Below are 17163 nucleotides of genomic sequence, written 5' to 3' on the forward strand. Positions count from 1 at the left end.
CGCCGAGCAGGCAACGGCCGAACGAGCGAACCTGAAACCCCGCCAACCCGCCCTGACCAGCTGATCAGCACCTCCCGAGCAACGGGGGAACCTCAAGCAGCAATCTGAGCTATGCCACCTTCAGGTCCGAGGTCCTGTCATGCATCGAGCAACCACGGTGCAGACAGAGACGCAAGTACGTCGGCAAAGCGTTGCTCTGTCCCGGGACGGGCGGTGGATCTGTCTACTTCAGTACGGCGCTGACGAGAAAGCGACTTTGCTGGTTGGTTCCGCTGCCAAAGCTGTCGCAGGGTGTTTCACCGCAACTTTGCGGACACAGGGGCGCCGGATTCTGGCCCGCTTCTCCTGGGAAAACCGGTTGTTCCACTGCACCGATGACGATTTGGCCGCAGCGACTGTCCGGATCCATGACCCTGCGCTCGGTCAGGACGACACCATGCCACTGGCCGTCAGTCCCAGTGAGGAAGTCCTTGGCTTTGTTCCGGTCCGCGGAACCGGTCCGGAGCCGGCTCTGGTGGCTAAGGTAGGCACTGGCACCGCAGTTCAGCTGCAGCTGCATGAAAGCGGCCGCAGCACAGTCCTCACCCCCACTGATCGTCCCGTCTCAATCGAGGCCATCACTACTACACCTCTGCAGCCCGACAATATCTGGTACGCCGCTACCGGCTACGACACCCCGCCAAGCGTGCATCACATCGACCTTGGCCGTGGGAGCACAGCCGTTTACCGTGCTGCGGCCAAACGCGTCAACCTGTCACCCCTGGAACAAATCCAGACCTCGTATGAAAGCTTCGACGGCGTGCGCATCCCGCTGACCCTCCTCGGACAGCCGGGCCTCTTGGATCGCCGCGCGCCAACCATCCTCTATGTCTATGGAGGTTTTCGGACTGCCCTGCTGCCCAGGTACATGGCCGCACCATCCTTGTGGACCTCGGCTGGCGGCACATATGCTATCGCCCACGTGCGCGGCGGCGGCGAATTTGGACCGGCCTGGCATCATGCGGGCTCCGGTGACGCCAAGCTAGTGAGCGTGCGGGACTACCTTGCCGCCGCCCACCGACTCATCGAACTAGAGATCTGCCGACCCGACCAACTGGTAGGCGAAGGCGAATCCAACGGTGGTCTCGTCGTCGCTGCGGCCCTCACCACCGAACCTGCCCTACTCGGCGTTGCCTTGATCACCTCGCCAGTCACCGACCTGCTCCGCTTCCACCAGTCCGGAGCCGGCCGCAACTGGCTCGCCGAGTACGGTAACCCGGACGATCCAGCTGACCGCATCCTGCTGCGCCAACAGTCCCCGCTGCACAATGTGCACCCCGGCGTTCCGTACCCCGCCGTACTGATCAGCTCCTGGTCCGGCGACCGCCGTGTCGACGCCCTGCACGCACGAAAGTTCTGCGCTGCCCTGCAAGACGCTGGGGACGGACATCGGCCCACGATTCTGCAAGACGTCCTTGCCGCAGGTCACGGTGCCCGCACCACCGCGGACGGGCAGTCTCTGGCAGCCGACCGCTTGGCCTTTGCCGCCCACTGGACTGGCCTCAACCTCACTGACAGCCCACTTATCGGGCACTGATACCCAACCAACCACCTTCAAGGAGGCATCATGTGGACCATATCTAACCGTCAGCTCCAGCCGCTTTACGAGGCAATAGACCTGTCCAGGGAGACGCGCAACAAAGAGTGGAAGACCCCGTTGTCCGCCTTCATCGACACTGCTTCCCTCAAGCAGATCGTCCAGCACGTACTGTCCGATGAGGAGCTCCTCGCCGCCGTCGCCGCTAGCGCGCTGCGCCACCCGATGGGCTTCGACAAGATCATTCTGCTGCGCGACGCGCGCGGGGCCCTCGTAAAAATCGACGTGTGGTGGGAGGACGACGATTTCTGGGGCACCATCCACAACCACCGTTTCGACTTCGCCTCGACCGTACTCCATGGCGAGCTGCGCACCCGCCTCTTCATCGACGCCGACCCGGACGCCGATGAGGCACAAACAGTCGACATGTACAGCCTGACCGTGCCCAAGCACCCACAGGACGACTCCCCGCAGCAACGGTCCCTGCTCCAGACCTGGGAGGGAGTCCTGCCCGCAGGCACCGCATACGACATGCGCTGCGAGATGTTCCACATGGCATCCGGAACCAGGGGGCAGGTCACCGTCACGCTCGTCGCCCAGGGGGCGCCACGGCGCTCCTTTTCGCAGGCGACCCGTGACAGCGCCGAACTCGCGCCAATCACCCCACTGTCCGTCACGGAGGTTCGCGAGCGCCTACAGCGGCTGGAAGCACTCTGATCAGCCGCCTTCTGATCCCCGATACTGGAAGGCGACGTATGAGCACGATGGACACGTTTACCCGAAGTCCTGCCGAAATTGAGCTGGCACCCGATCTTTCGACCCTCACCAGCCGGGTGCCGGAGCCGGACGGCACTCTTCGTGAGGTTCGACAGAGCCCCGTACATTCCCTGCTTGTCGACTCCTTCGAAGCACTTGCTGATGGCCGGGCCGGCGGCGCCGTAGTGACATACGGCGACCTTCAAGTCAAGTGGCGGCCTGATGGCGCCACCTATCAGCTGAATCTGGACGCTTTCCGCTTCATCCACGCCGTGTCCGGGCTCTTGCCCGCCGGCGCCCGGATCCTCGACGTCGGCAGCGGCACTGGTGTCCTAGGGCTGGGCGTCGCTACCTTTGCCGAGGTGCGCCAACTATGCCTGCTGGACTACAATCCGGGCGCGACACGACAGGCGCAGAACAACTGCCGAACCTTCACTCGGCGAAACCCTGACGTGGCCATACGCCTCGTCCAGGGGCGCTTCCACAGTTCGCTGCAGACCCGTGTCGGAGAGCATGACGTCCTCATCAGCAACCCGCCGTACTTCCCGCCCGCACTGCTGGCAGGTCGGGACGGCCGAACGCGCCTCACGGACGACTTCGGCCTGACTCCCGCATTGCTGACGGACGGCCTGGCGTTCGCCCACGAGGTCTACTTCATGTACTCCACTGCCGCAGAGCCAGAGATTGCCGAGCTGATGGCACGAAGAACCCCGGGATCATGTGCGACCACGGTCGCCACGTGGCAGGCTCCCTTCCCCTCTCACCTCCTCTCGCCGCTGGGCCGGAAACGCTTTGCCACGAACGGCCCGGACAGTCGCTGGGATGCCTGGCACGAGGTGCGAATAGTCCGGCTCTCGCGGACATGACACGCTCCCGTTATCCGCCTCGATGGATGGGCCCCTGGTCTAAAAACCGTCGTGCAGCGGGGTCACCCACGCGCGCGTCAACTCGCGGCGCTTGCGGGTCAACAGCCCGTACGCGACGCCGCCGGCATCCGCAGCCGACGCGGCGGCGATGCCACTGGTCTCCAGCGTCGCCAGGGTGGGGTCGGGGTTCTGCCAAACCTGTCGGGCGGCGGGCGAAGGTGGAGTCCTGGTTCTCCCAAGCGTCCAGTAGCCGCCCGCGCCCGTCGCGGCCAGCCGCTGACGCGGAAAGTGAGGCGCTGCCGTGGGACCTCGACAGCGAGGCCATCGAGAAGCGAGTCACCTTCCGGGCGCAGGTATGTGACCTGGTGTGGCCTGAGACGAAGAGGCGCATGAGCTCCCTCGGCTTCTCCGAGCAGGAGGGCCCGCCACCCCGAACGCGCTCGCCCCCACCTCTGTGGCCGCCAAGGCGGTGCACCTAACGTACTTGGAGGTCGCAACGGAAGTCGGTGACGCTGCGCGGGAACTGGCCATCGACGCGGCCGCGCGAGCAGGTCGGGCAGGCGCCTCCTACTCGGACCTGGGTGCAGCCTCGGGGATCACTCGTCAGGCCGCCCGCAAGTGGCGGTCGGCACTCACTGGGCGCTCTATCTGCTGACCGGCAAGAGCAGCCCGCGCGGCATGACCGTCCGAGTTCTTCGCAGCGAGGACAAGGCGATCGAGGTCGGGCGCACCGCCGTGGACGAAGGCGCTCTCGCTGAGGACGGGGCCGTGGGCGCCGTTGTCATCAATGCGGCGCGAGAGGCCGTGTGGGCGTGCTGCTTCGACGGCGGCGCGTTCGCGCCGCAGGAGGTCGCTCTGCCCGAAGAGTTGCTGGCCGTGCCCGCCCCGGACAGTCCCGAGTACGGGGACTGGCTGCACAAGTTCGACCAGTTCATCACGCGCAACCTCTGAGGACTGGCGCGCCGTCGTACTCCAGGGCCCGGACCTCCTGTGGGAGGTCCGGGCCTGGTTACTGGGGTGGCGAGCTCCTTCAGCGGGTCTCGGTGTTGCCCTGCGGACGCACCACCCTGGTCTCCGCGGGCTTGGTGTCGTTCTGAACCGCCCCGGGTTCGGTAGAGATCTCAGATTGTGGTTGTGACCTGGGGTTTTGTGAGTTCCGTGTAGTAGGTGGTCTCGTACTCGGCGGGTGGGACGTGGCCTATCTCACCGTGCAGGCGGCGGTGGCAGTACCAGTCGATCCACTCGGCGGTGGCCAGCTCGACTTGGGAGAGGGTCTTCCAGGGCCGTTGCGGCTTGATCAACTCGGTTTTGAACAGGCCGATCGTGCTCTCCATCAAGGCGTTGTCGTATGCGTCGCCGACGGAGCCGATCGAGGCCGCGATGCCGGCCGCGTCCAGGTGTTCGGCCAGCTTGAAACTGGTGTACTGGCTGCCCGCGTCGCTGTGATGTATCAACTCGCCGCGCACATAAGGGTGTTCATCGCGGTCGCGCTGCCACAGTGCCATTTCCAGAGCGTCCAGGACGAGCTGGGTCTCCTTCGACGTCGCGGCGGACCAGCCGACGATCCGGCGGGAGAAGGTGTCCACGACGAAGGCGACGTAGACGACGCCGGTCCAGGTCGCCACGTGCGTGAAGTCCGCGACCCAGCAGCGGTTCGGTGCGGTGGCGACGAAGTCGCGGTCCACCCGGTCCGGCGCCCGCTCGGCCTGCTGGTCCGGGATCGTGGTGATGACCCTCTTGCCGCGGACCGCACCGGTGACGCCCAGCTCGCGCATCAGCCGTTCGACCGTGCAGCGGGCCACCGGATGGCCCCGCCGGTTCAGCTCCCGCCAAATCTTCCTCGCCCCGTAGACGCGGTAGTTGTCGGTGTGGACCTGGCGGATCAGCTCCTTGAGTTCCGCGTCCCGCACGGCACGGGCGGACGGGGCAGCCAGGCGCTTCTTGTGGGCGTAATAGGTGGAAGGGGCGATCTTGCAGTCGTGCTCGGTGAGGGTTCTGCAGATCGGCTCGACGCCGCCGAAGCGGTCCCGGTGCTCGTCGATGAACGCTACGAGCGTGTGTGTGGCCGGTCGAGCTCGGCCGCGAAGAAACTTGCTGCGGCCTTGAGGATCTCGTTGGCCCGCTTCAGCTCGGCGTTCTCCTTCTTCAGCGCCTTGAGCTGGGCGGACTCCTCCGTCGTCGTCCCCGGACGCGTCCCGGCGTCGATCTCGTGCTGCTTCAGCCAGTTCCGCAGGGTCTCGCGGGAGCCGATGCCGAGCTTCTCGGTCACCGCCTGCAAAGCGGCCGTCTCGTTCGGGTAGTCGTCGCGCACCTCGGCGACCATGCGCACCGCACGGCGGCGGAGCTCAAGCGGGTAACGGGAAGGTCGTGCCATGACTCGATCCTTTCACGAAATCGAGTCTCCATTCGAGCCGGGGCGGTTCAGGCGGATAGGACCGGGCGCTGAAGACGGCGGTCCCTGCGCTGGCCCTGGTGCGCCACGTCCGGAGGTTCAGCCGTCGATCAGACGGTGCAGGGCGCGGCGAGCCAGTGGCGCGTATGCGATCACGAGCGGAGCGGGGCCGCCGATGCGCAGCTCGGTTTCCGTCCCGAACGGTGGGCGGGGTCGGACGGCGTGCCACAGACGCATCCGCACCGGGCCCGCCTGCGCACGCGCCACTGCCAGGTGCGGGCCTGTTGGTCCACGGCCTCCACGACGAAGGCGATGCTGGGCCCCACCACGGGCACCACCCGGCCGCGCAGGCCCACGCGCAGTTCCGCCTCCGCCTCCACGGCCCGGATCTGCGGGGCCCACGTAGTCCAGGCCTCCGTGCGGATGTACCGCAGCCAGACCGATTCCACGCTTGCCGAGCCCGTGGCTCGTACCGTTCTTCTCACCGGTCCACCATGCATGCGCAAGGCCGAAGGCGCTGGGCACGGGGTTCGTTCACCTCAAGCGCCTCCGATGCCGGCGAGGCAGACCTGGAGCGGGCCTTCAGTGGCAGTCGAAGCGCCGGTCCCGACCCACGGCCGGACCGGAGGACTTCGCATACTGTGCGCGGGTGCGCGGGTGCGCGGCTTGCGGCGGGTTCGTCAGCCGATGTTCGGGCGGTTCTCGTTGGATAGGTTCAGGCCGAACGGGGCGGCACTGAAGGCTCCAAGCGCCCAGGACGTGCGGACCGCGCTGAACCGTCTGCGGGCGGGGAAGACTCCCGGGTACTGCCGGTGGATGGGGAGGGGGCGGTCGTTGTGGCCGCAGCCAGTAGCACGGACTCGTCGCTGAAGCGGGCCCGGCTCGCGCTGAACATGACGCTGGAGGAGGCCGCCGACGTCTTGAACGCGATCACGGGCGGGGCGACGGACGCGAGCCTGATGAGCGCGTGGGAGTCGGGCCGGCGCCGTACGGGCAAACGGAATCGGGCCGGTCTGTGCCAGGTGTACCGCGAGCGCCCGGAGGTGCTGTTCGCCCACCAGGACGGCGCGGCCACCAGCGTGCTGGAGACTTCTGGCACCGCCGTGGTGGTCAAGGTGCTGACCCGCTGGACCGACTTGGTCGAGGCGATGGTCGACGTCGTCGCCGGAGCGCGCGAGCAGCTGGTCGTCACCGGCTCCCGCAGCAGGGAGAAGGCGTATCTGGCGGCGATCGAGACGGCCGTGGCCCAGCAGCCGGATCTGGTCCACTACCGCGTGCTGTACGGGCCGCCCGGTCATCGGGCGCTCGCTGATCACCTGCTGCGGCTGCTGGAGCTGCGCGATCCGTCCGCGCGCCGCAACGGCATCAAGACGCTCCACATCGGGATGGTGGAGCCCGCCGAGGCGCTGGAACGCTTCTTCGTCGCCTCCGAGACCGCCGCGGTGGTGCCGCTGCCGTCGTTCCACGGGGCAGAGGGCTTCGACTGCGGTGTCTTACTCGGTCGGGAGGCTGCGGTGGGTCTGGTCCACCACGGGCGGGAGGCGTGCGCCTCGGCGCGGCCGGTGGAGACGATCGAAGCCGTCCGCGCGCTGCCGGTACGGCATAACTAGGGGGCGAGGGAGAAGCGTGATCGAGGATCTTCAGCAGGCGGCCCAGGTTCGAACAGCGTCCGTGGTCGAGCTGGCGAGCGAACTGATCCGCCGTCCGAGCCGGGCGGGGACCGACGACTACGGGCCCGTCCTGACGGTGCTGGAGGACTGGCTCGCCGCCCGCGCGCTGCCGCACCGGCGCCTGCACGACGCGACGGGCGCCCTGGTGGGGCTTTTGGTGGAGATCCCCGGCGGGCGGTCCGGCGCGTGGTGGACGTTGGATGCGTGCGTGGATACCGCCCCGTACGGCGACGAGTCCGCCTGGTCGTTCCCGCCGGCCTGCGGCGACGTCGTGGACGGCTGGCTGCGCGGCCGGGGTGCAGCGGACTCCAAGCTCGCCGCCGCGATGTTCTGCCATATCGCCGCCGACCTCGCCCCCCGCGCCGCCGAGCTGGCCGGCGGGCTCGCGGTGCTCCTGGACGTGGATGAGCACACCGGCGGCTTCGGCGGCGCCCGCGCCTACCTCACCGACCGGGCCGCGGCCCGCCCGGCCGGGGTGATGATCGGCTACCCCGGCATGGACGAGGTCGTGGTCGGCGGCCGCGGCCTGTGGCGGGCAACGATCACCGTGCACGCCGCCTCCGGGCACTCCGGCTCCAGCAGGACCGTCATCGGCGCGATCACGCGAGCCGCCCACCTCGTACGGCTCCTGGACACCGCCGAACTGCCCGGCGTGGACGACGGCTCGGGGTTTCCGCTGGCGCCGAAGCTGTCGGTCACTGCCTTCCACGGCGGCCAGGGCTTCTCCGTCACCCCCGACCGGGTCGACATCAACGTGGATGTCCGCACTACCCCCGGCTTCGACGCACACGACGCCGAGACCCTCGTCCGCAAGGCCGTCGCCGAGCTCGACGCGGAATTGCCCGCACCGGCACCCACCGAGGTCACCCCGGTCGCTGCCTGGCCGCCGTTCCGCCTCACCGAGGACGAACAGCCCGCCGCCGCCCTCCTCGACGCCGCCACGGCGGCCGGGCTGATGGTGCGGGCGAAGACGGCGGGCCCGTCGAACATCGGCAACCTGCTCGCCGGGGAGGGCATCGCGGCCACCGCCGGATTCGGGGTCCAGTATGAGGGCCTGCACGGCATCGACGAACGCGCCCACCTTGCCGAACTCCCCACGGTGTACGCCGTCTACCAGCGGGCCGTCCTCGACCTTCTCGGAGGCTGACGTCCCAACCTCGTCCCACCTTCCTCCCAGATCCACTCCCAGTACCTGCTCAACTCCGTCTCTGGGAACACCCCTTCGATCGCGGTGACATAGAGGCAGCACCAACCGAAGCATCCACCGCGACAAAGGAGGCCGGTCATGACCGAGCAGACCATCCACGCCACGAACCCCGCAATCGAGGACGCCCCCGCCGCAGCGCCACGCACCGGCAGCTTCGCGCCACAGCTCAGCACCCACCCGGTGGCGATCCTCACCCTGGGCCGCCAGGTGTTCAACGACTCGGACAAGTCCAACTACTTCGAGGGCTGACACGCCCAGGACACCACCGAGCACTCCAGGGGCCGGCCGGCCAGCCGTACGACGGCCGGCCGGCCCCCGGTCGCGTCTTGAAGGGGAGGCGAACAGATGGAACGGGAGTGGATGACCGGCGGCACCGCCGCTGGAGGCGGAATCGAGATCGTAGGGCTCGGCGGTGTGCGCCGGGCTCCGGCCGCGCGAGTACGTGCGGCCTGCGAGGGGCCGGTGGCGCTCGCGGTCGTGGGCGACAGCCCGGTCACCGAGCAGGATGTGCGTGGCCTGCTTCCGGCTGTGCGGGCGGGCCGGTGGGCGGAGCTGACCCGCTGGCCGGGCTCGTACTGGGTGGTCGCGAGCGACGGGCGGCAGCACTTCGTGTCCGGAGACCTCGCCGGGATCCGAGCCGTCTACTACACGCCGCATCAGGAGGGGACGGCGTGGGCCAGCGAGCCGGGCCTGCTGGGGCGTCCGCTCGTGCCGGACCTGCCGTTGCTGGCGGCCCGGCTCGCGGCGGGGGGACACCACTGGCCGCACCGCACACCGTACGAGCAGATCCGGCAGGTGCCCGGCGGGTTCGGGTTGCTGCTCGCCCCCGGGGCGCCGCCGCAGCTCGTCGACATCGCGGGCGTCGAGCCCGCCTCCGAGCTGCGCGAGGGCGCCGAGCGGTTCGGCCGAGCGTTCACCGACGCCGTCCACCACCGCGTCCGCGCCGCCAGCGGGGTGGTGGGGGCGGACCTGTCCGGCGGGCTTGACTCCTCGGCGGCCGTCGTCCTCGCCGCCGGTGTCGGGACCGTGCACGCGGTGACGTACACCGACGGCTACACCAGCGGCGAGGACATGGCGTTCGCCGCCCGCGTCGCCGAACACACCGCCGCCCGGCACACGGTCGCCACCGGCAGCGACGAGCAGCTTCCCTTCGGCTTCCCGCCCGGGCAGCCGACCGGGACGGAGCCGGTGCTGGAGGCCGCGATGTACGCCATGGACACCGCCTACCTGCGCCCTGTACGAGGGCTGCCGCTGCACCTGACCGGGCACGGCGGGGACATCGTGCTCGACGCCTCCAGCTCCTGCTGGGTCCGCCTCCTCCAAGACGGCCGGCGCCGCGAGGCCCACCGCCAGGTCGTCGCGTTTGCCCGGCTGTGCAATACCGCCCCTGGCCCGTACTGGAAGGCCCTCAAGCAGGCCGCCGACCTCGGTCGGAGCGGCACCCTCGAAGGCGCCGCCGAGGCCCTGAAGCGCGGGGCCATTGCGCCGAGTCCGGCCGTGGCCAGCTGGTCGTGGTGCCGCCTCGGCGCGGGCGCGTCCTGGCTCACGGCCGAGGGACGCCACGAAGTCGCCGCGATGCTGCGGCAGGCCGCACACGACCGGCAGCCGGAGTGCGCCGACGAGTTCGACCAGTGGGCCGCCCTGCGGTCGGTCGGCGCCTCCGCCCGCGGCTGGACCCCATACGCCGACGCGCTCGGTGTGAGGCCGGTGTACCCGTACCTGGACAACGAGGTCGTCCGGGCCGCGTTCGCCGTGCCGGCGCTTGCCCGGCGCGGGCTGGTTTCCTACAAGCCCCTGCTGCGGGCCGCGTTACCGCAGCTCCCGGACTGGCTGACCTCCCGCCGCTCGAAGGGGTCGTTCACGGCTCAGCGCATCGCCGGACTCGCCCGGCACCAGGGGCTGCTCGACGGGCTGATCGCGGCTAGTCCGCTCGCGGCCGGAGGGCTCATCGATTCCGCCGCGGTACGCGTGGCGCTTGCGCAGGCGGCCCGGGGACAGAGCGCCACGGTGATCGCCGACCTGCACCAGCTGATCGTGACGTGCTGGTGGCTCACCGGCCAGACGGCCGCCAAGGAGGTGACGGCGTGCTGACCTGCGCCCCTCATGTCCATCACGCCACAGGCCGGCACGGCACGGCGGTGCTCGACATCCGGCGCGGGAGGTGGCTCATGCTCGATCCGGATGCCGCGAAGATCTGGCACGCCGTCACCGTCCGCGGCGGCACCGCCGGGCTCGCCGACGAGATCGCCGTCCCCACCGGCCAGAACCCGCGAGTCGTCGGCGAGCGGATCGCCGCGTTCATCAACGAGCTCCTGGTTGCCGGCGTGCTCGTCGACACCGCCCGCCCGGCCCGGCGAAAGAGGGGGTGGTGGCGGTGACGGTCATGGTCCCCACCGCCCGGCCCACCGCGCCGAGGCTCGACCGCCTCGTCGCGGCCGTAGCGCTCGCTCTGTCCCTGGCGATGAGCCGGTGGCCGCTGCGCTGGCAGATCGCCGCCGTACGGCTGCTGCGCGGCCTGCCGTACGCGCGCCACACCCGGATCGAAGCCCTCTACACGGCGGTGCTTGCGGTGATCCCCTCCTGGTGGCCGGGCCGCATCGCCTGCATGGAGATCAGCCTCGCCACCGTCCTGGCGACCGCGCTGACCGGCCGCCGGGCCCGCTGGGTGCTCGGCGCGCGGTTCCTCCCCGACGCCGCGCACGCGTGGGCCGAGGTCCCAGGCGGCGCGGTCGGCCGGGACATCGGCGACGCCATCGACAGGCCGTGGATGCCGGTCCTCGCCGTGCCGTAGACGGCCGCCAGGGCTGCCGTGGCCCGGGGCCGCCCAATGCCTCCCCGCCCCGGACCACGACATCACTCGAACGAGTGAACATGGAGCAGTGAAGCTGACGGCGGGGCGGGGCGACCTGGGCCGACGGGCGGGGGACGAAACAACCCCGTTGCCCGCCCTCCCCGCCCGGTCCCCTCATGGGGGCGTGAGTTCTTCTGTATCTTCGCCGCCCGTCGCCGGCACGGGCCAGCCGCCCATGATGCGCCTGGCCTCCGACCGGCACTTCGAAGCGAGCGCCAACCTGTCCACGGCCGCGATAGCGAGCCGGCTGCCCCGTACCCTCGCCGAGGCGGCCCGGCTCGGCTGGCACACCGACCACCGCGCCGTCCTGGCCCTGCTCGCCTGCCAGATCGGCTCCGCCGCGCTCACCGCGACCGCGCTCGCAGCCACCACCCGCGTGCTGGCCGCCGTGTTCACCGGCGGCGACATCGTCGCCTCTCTGCGCGAAAACCTGACCGCCGTGGTAGTCCTCGCCGTCGCCGCCTCCGGGCGTTACCTGCTCGACGCCGCCGCCCGCGCGGCCGCGGCCCGGCTCGCGCCGAAGGCCGTACGCGAAGCCGACCTCCAGGTCATCACCGCCGCCACCGCCGCCGAACTCGTCGCCTACGAGGACCCGGACTTCGAGGACGCCCACGCCGCCGCCTCCGACGGCGCGGAGAAGACCGGCGACCTCATCCTCGACGCCCAACTGCTGACCTCCGCCGCAGCCCAGATGGCCGCCGCGGCGACCGTCGTCACTGTCCTGCACCCGGTGATGCTGCCTCTGCTGGTCCTCTCCGTCGTGCCCTGTGCGTGGGGCGCCGTACGCGGGGCGCGGATCGAGCACGCCGCCCATCACCGCAACCTCGCCGACTCCCGGCTGCGCAACGTGTTCCGCTCCTACACCACCGAGCGGAACACGGCCGACGAGGTCCGGGCGGGCACCATGGCCGGGTTCCTGATCCGGCAGTACCGGATCGTCTCGGGCCGCCTGGAGGCCGAACAGCTCAAGGCGACCCGGCAGGCCCTGGTGGTCCAAGGCATCGGTGACGCGCTCACCGCGGTGGGCACCGTCGTCACGTGGGCCGTGCTCGTGCTCCTGGTGGCGAGTGGCCGCATGGAGCTCGCGGTCGCGGGGACCGCCGCTTTGGCGGTGCGGACCTCGGGGGCGGCGCTCGCCACGACGGTGCGGGCGGGGGCTCGGCTCTTCCGTACCTCGCTGTCCCTGGACGACTGGGCCCGTTTCCTGGCCGTGGCCAAGCCGTGGACGACCCGGCGCGGCACCGCGACCGTCGCCGAGGACGGGCCGCAGGTCATCACCGCCGAGGGCGTCTCCTTCACGTATCCCGGTGCCAACGCGCCCGCGCTCGACGGCATCGACCTGGACCTCAAGCGCGGCGAGGTCATCGCCCTCGTGGGCGAGAACGGCGCCGGCAAGAGCACCCTCGCCCGCATCCTGACCGGCCTGTTCCTCCCCACCAGCGGGTCGGTGCGGTGGGACGGGGTGGACCTGGCGGACGCCGACCCGGCCGGAGTGCTCGCCCAGGTCGCGCTCGTCCCGCAGGACTACACCCGCTGGCCGCTGGCCGCCCGCGAGAACATCACCCTCGGCCAGCCCCGCCCCGAAGGCGACACCGCCGTACACGCCGCCGCCGAGGCAGCCGGCGCCGACAGCGTCATCGCCGCCCTCCCACACGGGCTGGACACGTCGCTGGCTCGCTCCTGGTGGGGCGGACACGACCTGTCCGGCGGGCAGTGGCAACGCGTCGCGGTCGCACGAGCCTTCCACCGCGACGCCCCCGTCCTCGTGATGGACGAACCGACCGCCGCACTCGACGCCCGCGCCGAACACCGGATCTACACCCGCCTCAAGGCCCTCGCCGCAGGCCGGGCCACGGTGTTCATCACGCACCAACTGGCCAACACCCGCCTCGCCGACCGGATCATCGTCCTCGACCAGGGCCGCATCTCGGAAACGGGCACCTACGACGAGCTGATCCAACAGGCCGGAAACTTCTTCGAGATGCTGAAACTGCAGGAAGACCGCGACTGATCCGTCCCTTTGCAGAGTGCCAGGCACTCTCAGTCCGAACCAGATCCGTCCCAGAGCTCATCCACCAGAGCGTTCGGTGGCCACAGTCCCAGCGTTCAGTGGCTCATGTCTTCAAGCTGAGCTAGGTCTGCCCTGCACGGGAAGCCCACGGTGTCGCGTGCGGCTATACGCGGCAGCTGTCGGTGTGGGTGACCTCTCGAAAGTTGGCGATGATGGGGCTGGCCATCGACTCGCGGTAGACGACCGCGGCTCGACCGTAGGGCCAGGTGATGTCGTCGAGAAAGTCCTGCTGGGCTTCTGAGCAGCTGCCGAACATCAGACTACGGACGACGTCCGTCCAGGTGGCATCGTCTTGGTAGCTCTCCCCTTCGGGGTAGATGCCGGGGCCGAAGGTGATGAACATCGTCTGCGCCGATGGGTTGAATGTGACGGTCACCTGGCCGCCCGTGTACTGCTGCCCTTGGAGGATGGGAGCCGCGTCTTCGCGCAGACGCTGTGCGGCGGCCTTTTCCGCCCGTGTGGCCGGCACCCGGGCGGCCGCCCACTCATCAACGGTGGGCTGCGTGCTGTCACCGCGGGTATACGCGGGGGAGGGGACAGTGGAAGTACGCGGGCTCGGAGTAGAGGGTGACGGTACGGGGGAGGCGGTGCGTGCGGGGCTGGGTGCAGAGCTTACGGAGTGCTGAGCGGCCGATGTGAGGTCGACAGATGGGGCTTTCTGACCGTCGCTCGCTAAGGCTGGTTCCCGCGCCGTGGTGGATGACTGCGTGGCGGCGAGGATACCGCCGAGGCTGCCTACGAGGGCAGCAGCGGCGACGACCGCCAGGTACAGGCCAGTGCGGCTGGTGCGCTTCGGCGGGCCCGGCCAGATCGGTTCGTCGGATGGCAGATCCCAGCTGCGACCGACCAGGTCGGCTATCAGCGTCGGCTGAGGCAGTCCAGCGGGACCGGCGACGGCCGTAGTCTGCTTGGCAAGCAACCCACCACACAATTGCGCGAGTTCAGCAGCTGCTGGTCGGACGGATGGGTCCTTCGACAGAGCCCTCTCCACCAGCTGGCGCAGATCATCGCCCATCCCGTCGAGGTCGGGCTCGGCAGACAGGACACGAAAGGCAACAGCATCGGCAGCGCCGCTCCCGAAGGGCAGACGTCCTGTGGCCGCGTAGGCGACCAGGCCGCCCCACGCGAACACATCACCCTCCGGCCCGACCGCGCCGGTGCGGTAATGCTCAGGGCTGATCCAGCCCGGCGTTCCCGTCATCACCCCAGTGCGGGTGACGGAAGTCCCGTCCAAGGCATGAGCGATCCCGAAGTCCAGCACCATCGGGCCCGAAGCAGCCAGGATGACATTCTGGGGCTTCACATCACGGTGCGTGACGCCGGCCTGGTGGACCGCGGCGAGTGCTGCTGCGGTACCAGCGGCCAAGGCATACAGGCGGGCCCCGGCCAGAGCCCCGTCGGCGGCCACATGCTGGTCGAGGGTGGGACCAGGTATGAAAGCAGTGGCAAGCCACGGAGCGGGTGCATCGGGATCGGCATCGACCACTGGAACCAGACAGGGGCCCGTAACCCGCCGGGACAGATGAACCTCCCGCCGGAACCGAGCACGGAACTCGTCGTCTGAGGCCTGCGCCGGATGCACGACCTTGACGGCCATCCGCTCCCCGGCGGCGCTGAGCGCGGCATACACAATGCCCATGCCGCCTGATCCGAGCCGACCCACCACACGGTACGGGCCGACACGCTGCGGATCACCTTGTCGCATCGACTGAACACGGCTGGACACAGATACTTCCCCCTGGCGATCAACGGCACGCACACGCCGAAGTGGTGATCAATGCTATCGGCCAGCCTTGCCTTCGGCTGGCCCTTCCCCGCGCCTCGCTGGCACACGCCGACCGCAGCTACGCCCACTTCCTTGCCCGGTCCGCCCCAGACATCCCTGCCGGCGACAGGGACGACGCAGCGAGGCGCCGGTGAGCGCCACCTACCCTGGCCAACCGACCTCAGCGAGGTTCGGCGAAACCGGGCAGTTCCAGCGGCATGGGAGCCCAGTCGTTACGGGGTGTGGCGTCGTGCCGCAGGAGCCGGAAGCACTCGCCGCCTTCGGGCCGTACGGTGACGACGTGCCCTTCGGCGCGCCCGGCCTCCAGCGCGGCCAGCGCCTGCCGACCGTCTTCCTCGTCGACGACGACGCGGGGGTGGTGAAAGCGTACGGGGCCCAGATCCAGTTGCCGCCCGGCGATCTTGATCGGGCACACGGGGTTCCAGCCCTGGAACGCGTGGGGCCTGCCGCTGAGCATGGCCCGCAGGATGGGGGAGTCCTCCCCGCTGAGGTGGAAGCGGATCCAGGGCAGGAACGGGGAGACCGCGCAGTGTTCCTGGATGAGCAGGCGTGCCATGCGCAGGGCCACCCGTTCCGTGGGCGTGACCTCGCTAGGAACAGGGAAATGCTGCTCGCAGTGTCGCTGGACCACATCCAGGTCCTCGACATAGCTGCGCAGCTCGGCCACCTCTTGGCGGGCGGCTTCGCTGTTCGCCGACAGCCTGCCTCCTCCGATGGTCCCGGCGCCGGTCCGCACTTCGAAGGCGCCGCCGTCCATGATGCGCTGGCGCATCCCGATCAGACGCAGCGCGGCCGAGGGCTCCAGTTTCTCCACGGCGAAGGTGAACCGCAGCGACGCCGAGACGCCGGAAGCCTCGGGGGTCATCAGCTCCATACTGCCGCCGATCATGTCCACCGTGAGCGACCGGCCGACACTGCCGCGCCCCACGTGCGCCAGCGTGCCCGGGTACGAGGCGACGACCTGTCCGGCGTCGAGGAAGACCATCTCCACGGCCGTCTCGGCCAGCGGAACCTTGCCCGCCGGCTGCCACCGCACCTCGACGTCCCGATGTTCCCCGGACAGCCACTCCGGCCCGCTGACCACCAGACTCTCCACCGCCCCACGAGGCAGCACCACTTCCTCCGGCAACCCGAACCCCAGACTGCGCCGCACGCTCTCGGCCAGATCGGGGGCGAGCAGCCCGTTGCCCGTCAGGGTGATCTCGACAGGGGAGACTTCATGCGCCCGCGGGTGCTTGGCCCGCAGCGTCTGCACCACCATGTCGCCCTGACGCGCGAAGTCCAACGTCCAGTCAGCATCCAGCCCGTCGACCTGCCGCCCCAGCGCCGCGACCCGCGCACTCACATCCCGCGCCCCGTCCATGAAAACCGCCCGCTCCTGCCCGTAGACCTTCGCCGCCTCGAACAGATGCTTCCGGGTAAAGGAAGCCTCCAGGTCGGCGTGCGTCGCGAGCAGCCCGTCCAGCTTGGGCCGGTCCCACACCTCGATCCGGAGCCTGTGTCCGGCCGCCAGAGAGGTGACGAACTCCCGCTCGGACGGGGTCAGGGTGCAGGGCACCACCAAGATCCACTCCCAGGGCTGGTGCTCCATGGCCCGCGCGAACGACCGCTCAATTGACTTGCGCCGCCCCTTGTGCGCCGTGGTGGGGAAACCGTCCGGGTAGTACTTCAGCTGGAAGATGCGCACCTTCGAGCCGTGGGCGACCTTGATGTCGATACCGCCATCGCCGCCGCGCCCGTTCACCGCCTCCACGCGCGCGGTCGCGTCGTAGGCGCGGTGCACCAGCGCTTCGATGATCCGGTCGAACTTCCGTTGACCGATCCGCTTCCACTTCACCGCCACAACCGGCCCCCTGCCCTCCCAGATGCGTCAGGCAAGCATCCCACCCCGCACTGACACTCTGTCGTTGCTAGGACTTGCCCGGTGGCCGACCCTGAACCACTCAGCCCGGGGTGGTACTGCTGCCGTTCCCGTGGGCGAAGCCTCC

15 protein-coding genes are annotated in these 17163 nt (G+C 69.6%); 11 read left to right on the top strand and 4 right to left on the bottom strand.

The genetic code is table 11. The features are described 5' to 3' along the window. Positions 1-139: 139 nt before the first annotated feature. The 4 genes from ABZ564_RS30335 to ABZ564_RS30350 all read left to right on the top strand — a co-directional run bounded on the left by ABZ564_RS30335 (position 140) and on the right by ABZ564_RS30350 (position 4149). Positions 140-1576, top strand: coding sequence for a prolyl oligopeptidase family serine peptidase (locus ABZ564_RS30335; protein WP_360862376.1), 1437 nt, complete (start codon positions 140-142; stop codon positions 1574-1576). A gap of 30 nt (positions 1577-1606) precedes the next feature. Then, on the top strand, positions 1607-2293 hold the full coding sequence (locus ABZ564_RS30340; RefSeq protein ID WP_360862377.1) for a hypothetical protein: 687 nt from the start codon (positions 1607-1609) through the stop codon (positions 2291-2293). A 38-nt stretch (positions 2294-2331) separates the two neighbouring features. Continuing rightward, positions 2332-3198: a methyltransferase gene (locus tag ABZ564_RS30345; RefSeq protein ID WP_360862379.1), complete on the top strand. Its 867-nt coding sequence runs from the start codon at positions 2332-2334 to the stop codon at positions 3196-3198. Positions 3199-3816: 618 nt separating this feature from the next. Beyond that, complete coding sequence (locus ABZ564_RS30350; protein ID WP_360862381.1) at positions 3817-4149, top strand: hypothetical protein; 333 nt, start codon at positions 3817-3819, stop codon at positions 4147-4149. Between the two features lie 170 nt (positions 4150-4319). On the opposite strand, the gene ABZ564_RS30355 is transcribed toward ABZ564_RS30350, so the two are convergent. Together ABZ564_RS30355 and ABZ564_RS30360 are read right to left on the bottom strand one after the other, a co-directional pair. After that, a protein-coding gene (locus ABZ564_RS30355; protein ID WP_360862382.1) for an IS3 family transposase occupies positions 4320-5572 on the bottom strand; the annotation gives its coding sequence in 2 pieces (ribosomal slippage) (positions 4320-5290 and positions 5290-5572; 1254 coding nt in all). 170 nt (positions 5573-5742) lie between these two features. Continuing rightward, entirely contained in the window at positions 5743-6075 is a 333-nt protein-coding gene (locus tag ABZ564_RS30360) for a hypothetical protein (protein ID WP_360862384.1), read from the bottom strand. Between the two features lie 351 nt (positions 6076-6426). Between ABZ564_RS30360 and ABZ564_RS30365 the strand changes: the two genes are divergently transcribed. The 7 genes from ABZ564_RS30365 (at position 6427) to ABZ564_RS30395 (ending at position 13329) form a co-directional block, all read left to right on the top strand. Continuing rightward, positions 6427-7200: an XRE family transcriptional regulator gene (locus tag ABZ564_RS30365; RefSeq protein ID WP_360862386.1), complete on the top strand. Its 774-nt coding sequence runs from the start codon at positions 6427-6429 to the stop codon at positions 7198-7200. A gap of 16 nt (positions 7201-7216) precedes the next feature. Beyond that, a complete protein-coding gene (locus ABZ564_RS30370; protein WP_360862388.1) occupies positions 7217-8407 on the top strand; it encodes a M20/M25/M40 family metallo-hydrolase in 1191 nt (396 codons plus the stop codon). A gap of 138 nt (positions 8408-8545) precedes the next feature. Continuing rightward, positions 8546-8716 carry a hypothetical protein gene (locus ABZ564_RS30375; protein WP_360862389.1) on the top strand — a complete coding sequence of 57 codons (171 nt, stop codon included), beginning with the start codon at positions 8546-8548 and terminating at the stop codon, positions 8714-8716. 111 nt (positions 8717-8827) lie between these two features. Further along, complete coding sequence (locus ABZ564_RS30380) at positions 8828-10558, top strand: asparagine synthase-related protein (RefSeq protein ID WP_360862391.1); 1731 nt, start codon at positions 8828-8830, stop codon at positions 10556-10558. Between the two features lie 77 nt (positions 10559-10635). After that, entirely contained in the window at positions 10636-10845 is a 210-nt protein-coding gene (locus tag ABZ564_RS30385) for a hypothetical protein (protein WP_360862393.1), read from the top strand. Next, positions 10836-11258, top strand: a complete 423-nt coding sequence (locus ABZ564_RS30390; protein ID WP_360862395.1) for a lasso peptide biosynthesis B2 protein — start codon at positions 10836-10838, stop codon at positions 11256-11258. Before ABZ564_RS30385 ends, ABZ564_RS30390 begins: the two co-directional genes overlap by 10 nt. Before the next feature lie 184 nt (positions 11259-11442). After that, a complete protein-coding gene (locus ABZ564_RS30395; protein WP_360862396.1) occupies positions 11443-13329 on the top strand; it encodes an ATP-binding cassette domain-containing protein in 1887 nt (628 codons plus the stop codon). Between the two features lie 163 nt (positions 13330-13492). Here ABZ564_RS30395 and ABZ564_RS30400 read toward each other — a convergent pair whose 3' ends face one another. After that, on the bottom strand, positions 13493-15094 hold the full coding sequence (locus ABZ564_RS30400) for a serine/threonine-protein kinase (protein WP_360862411.1): 1602 nt from the start codon (positions 15092-15094) through the stop codon (positions 13493-13495). Between the two features lie 241 nt (positions 15095-15335). Then, positions 15336-17018 carry a hypothetical protein gene (locus ABZ564_RS30405; protein ID WP_360862398.1) on the bottom strand — a complete coding sequence of 561 codons (1683 nt, stop codon included), beginning with the start codon at positions 17016-17018 and terminating at the stop codon, positions 15336-15338. Between the last annotated feature and the right edge of the window lie 145 nt (positions 17019-17163).

Origin of the sequence: Streptomyces sp. NPDC019224 (assembly GCF_040632605.1) — a bacterium.
GTDB lineage: Bacteria > Actinomycetota > Actinomycetes > Streptomycetales > Streptomycetaceae > Streptomyces.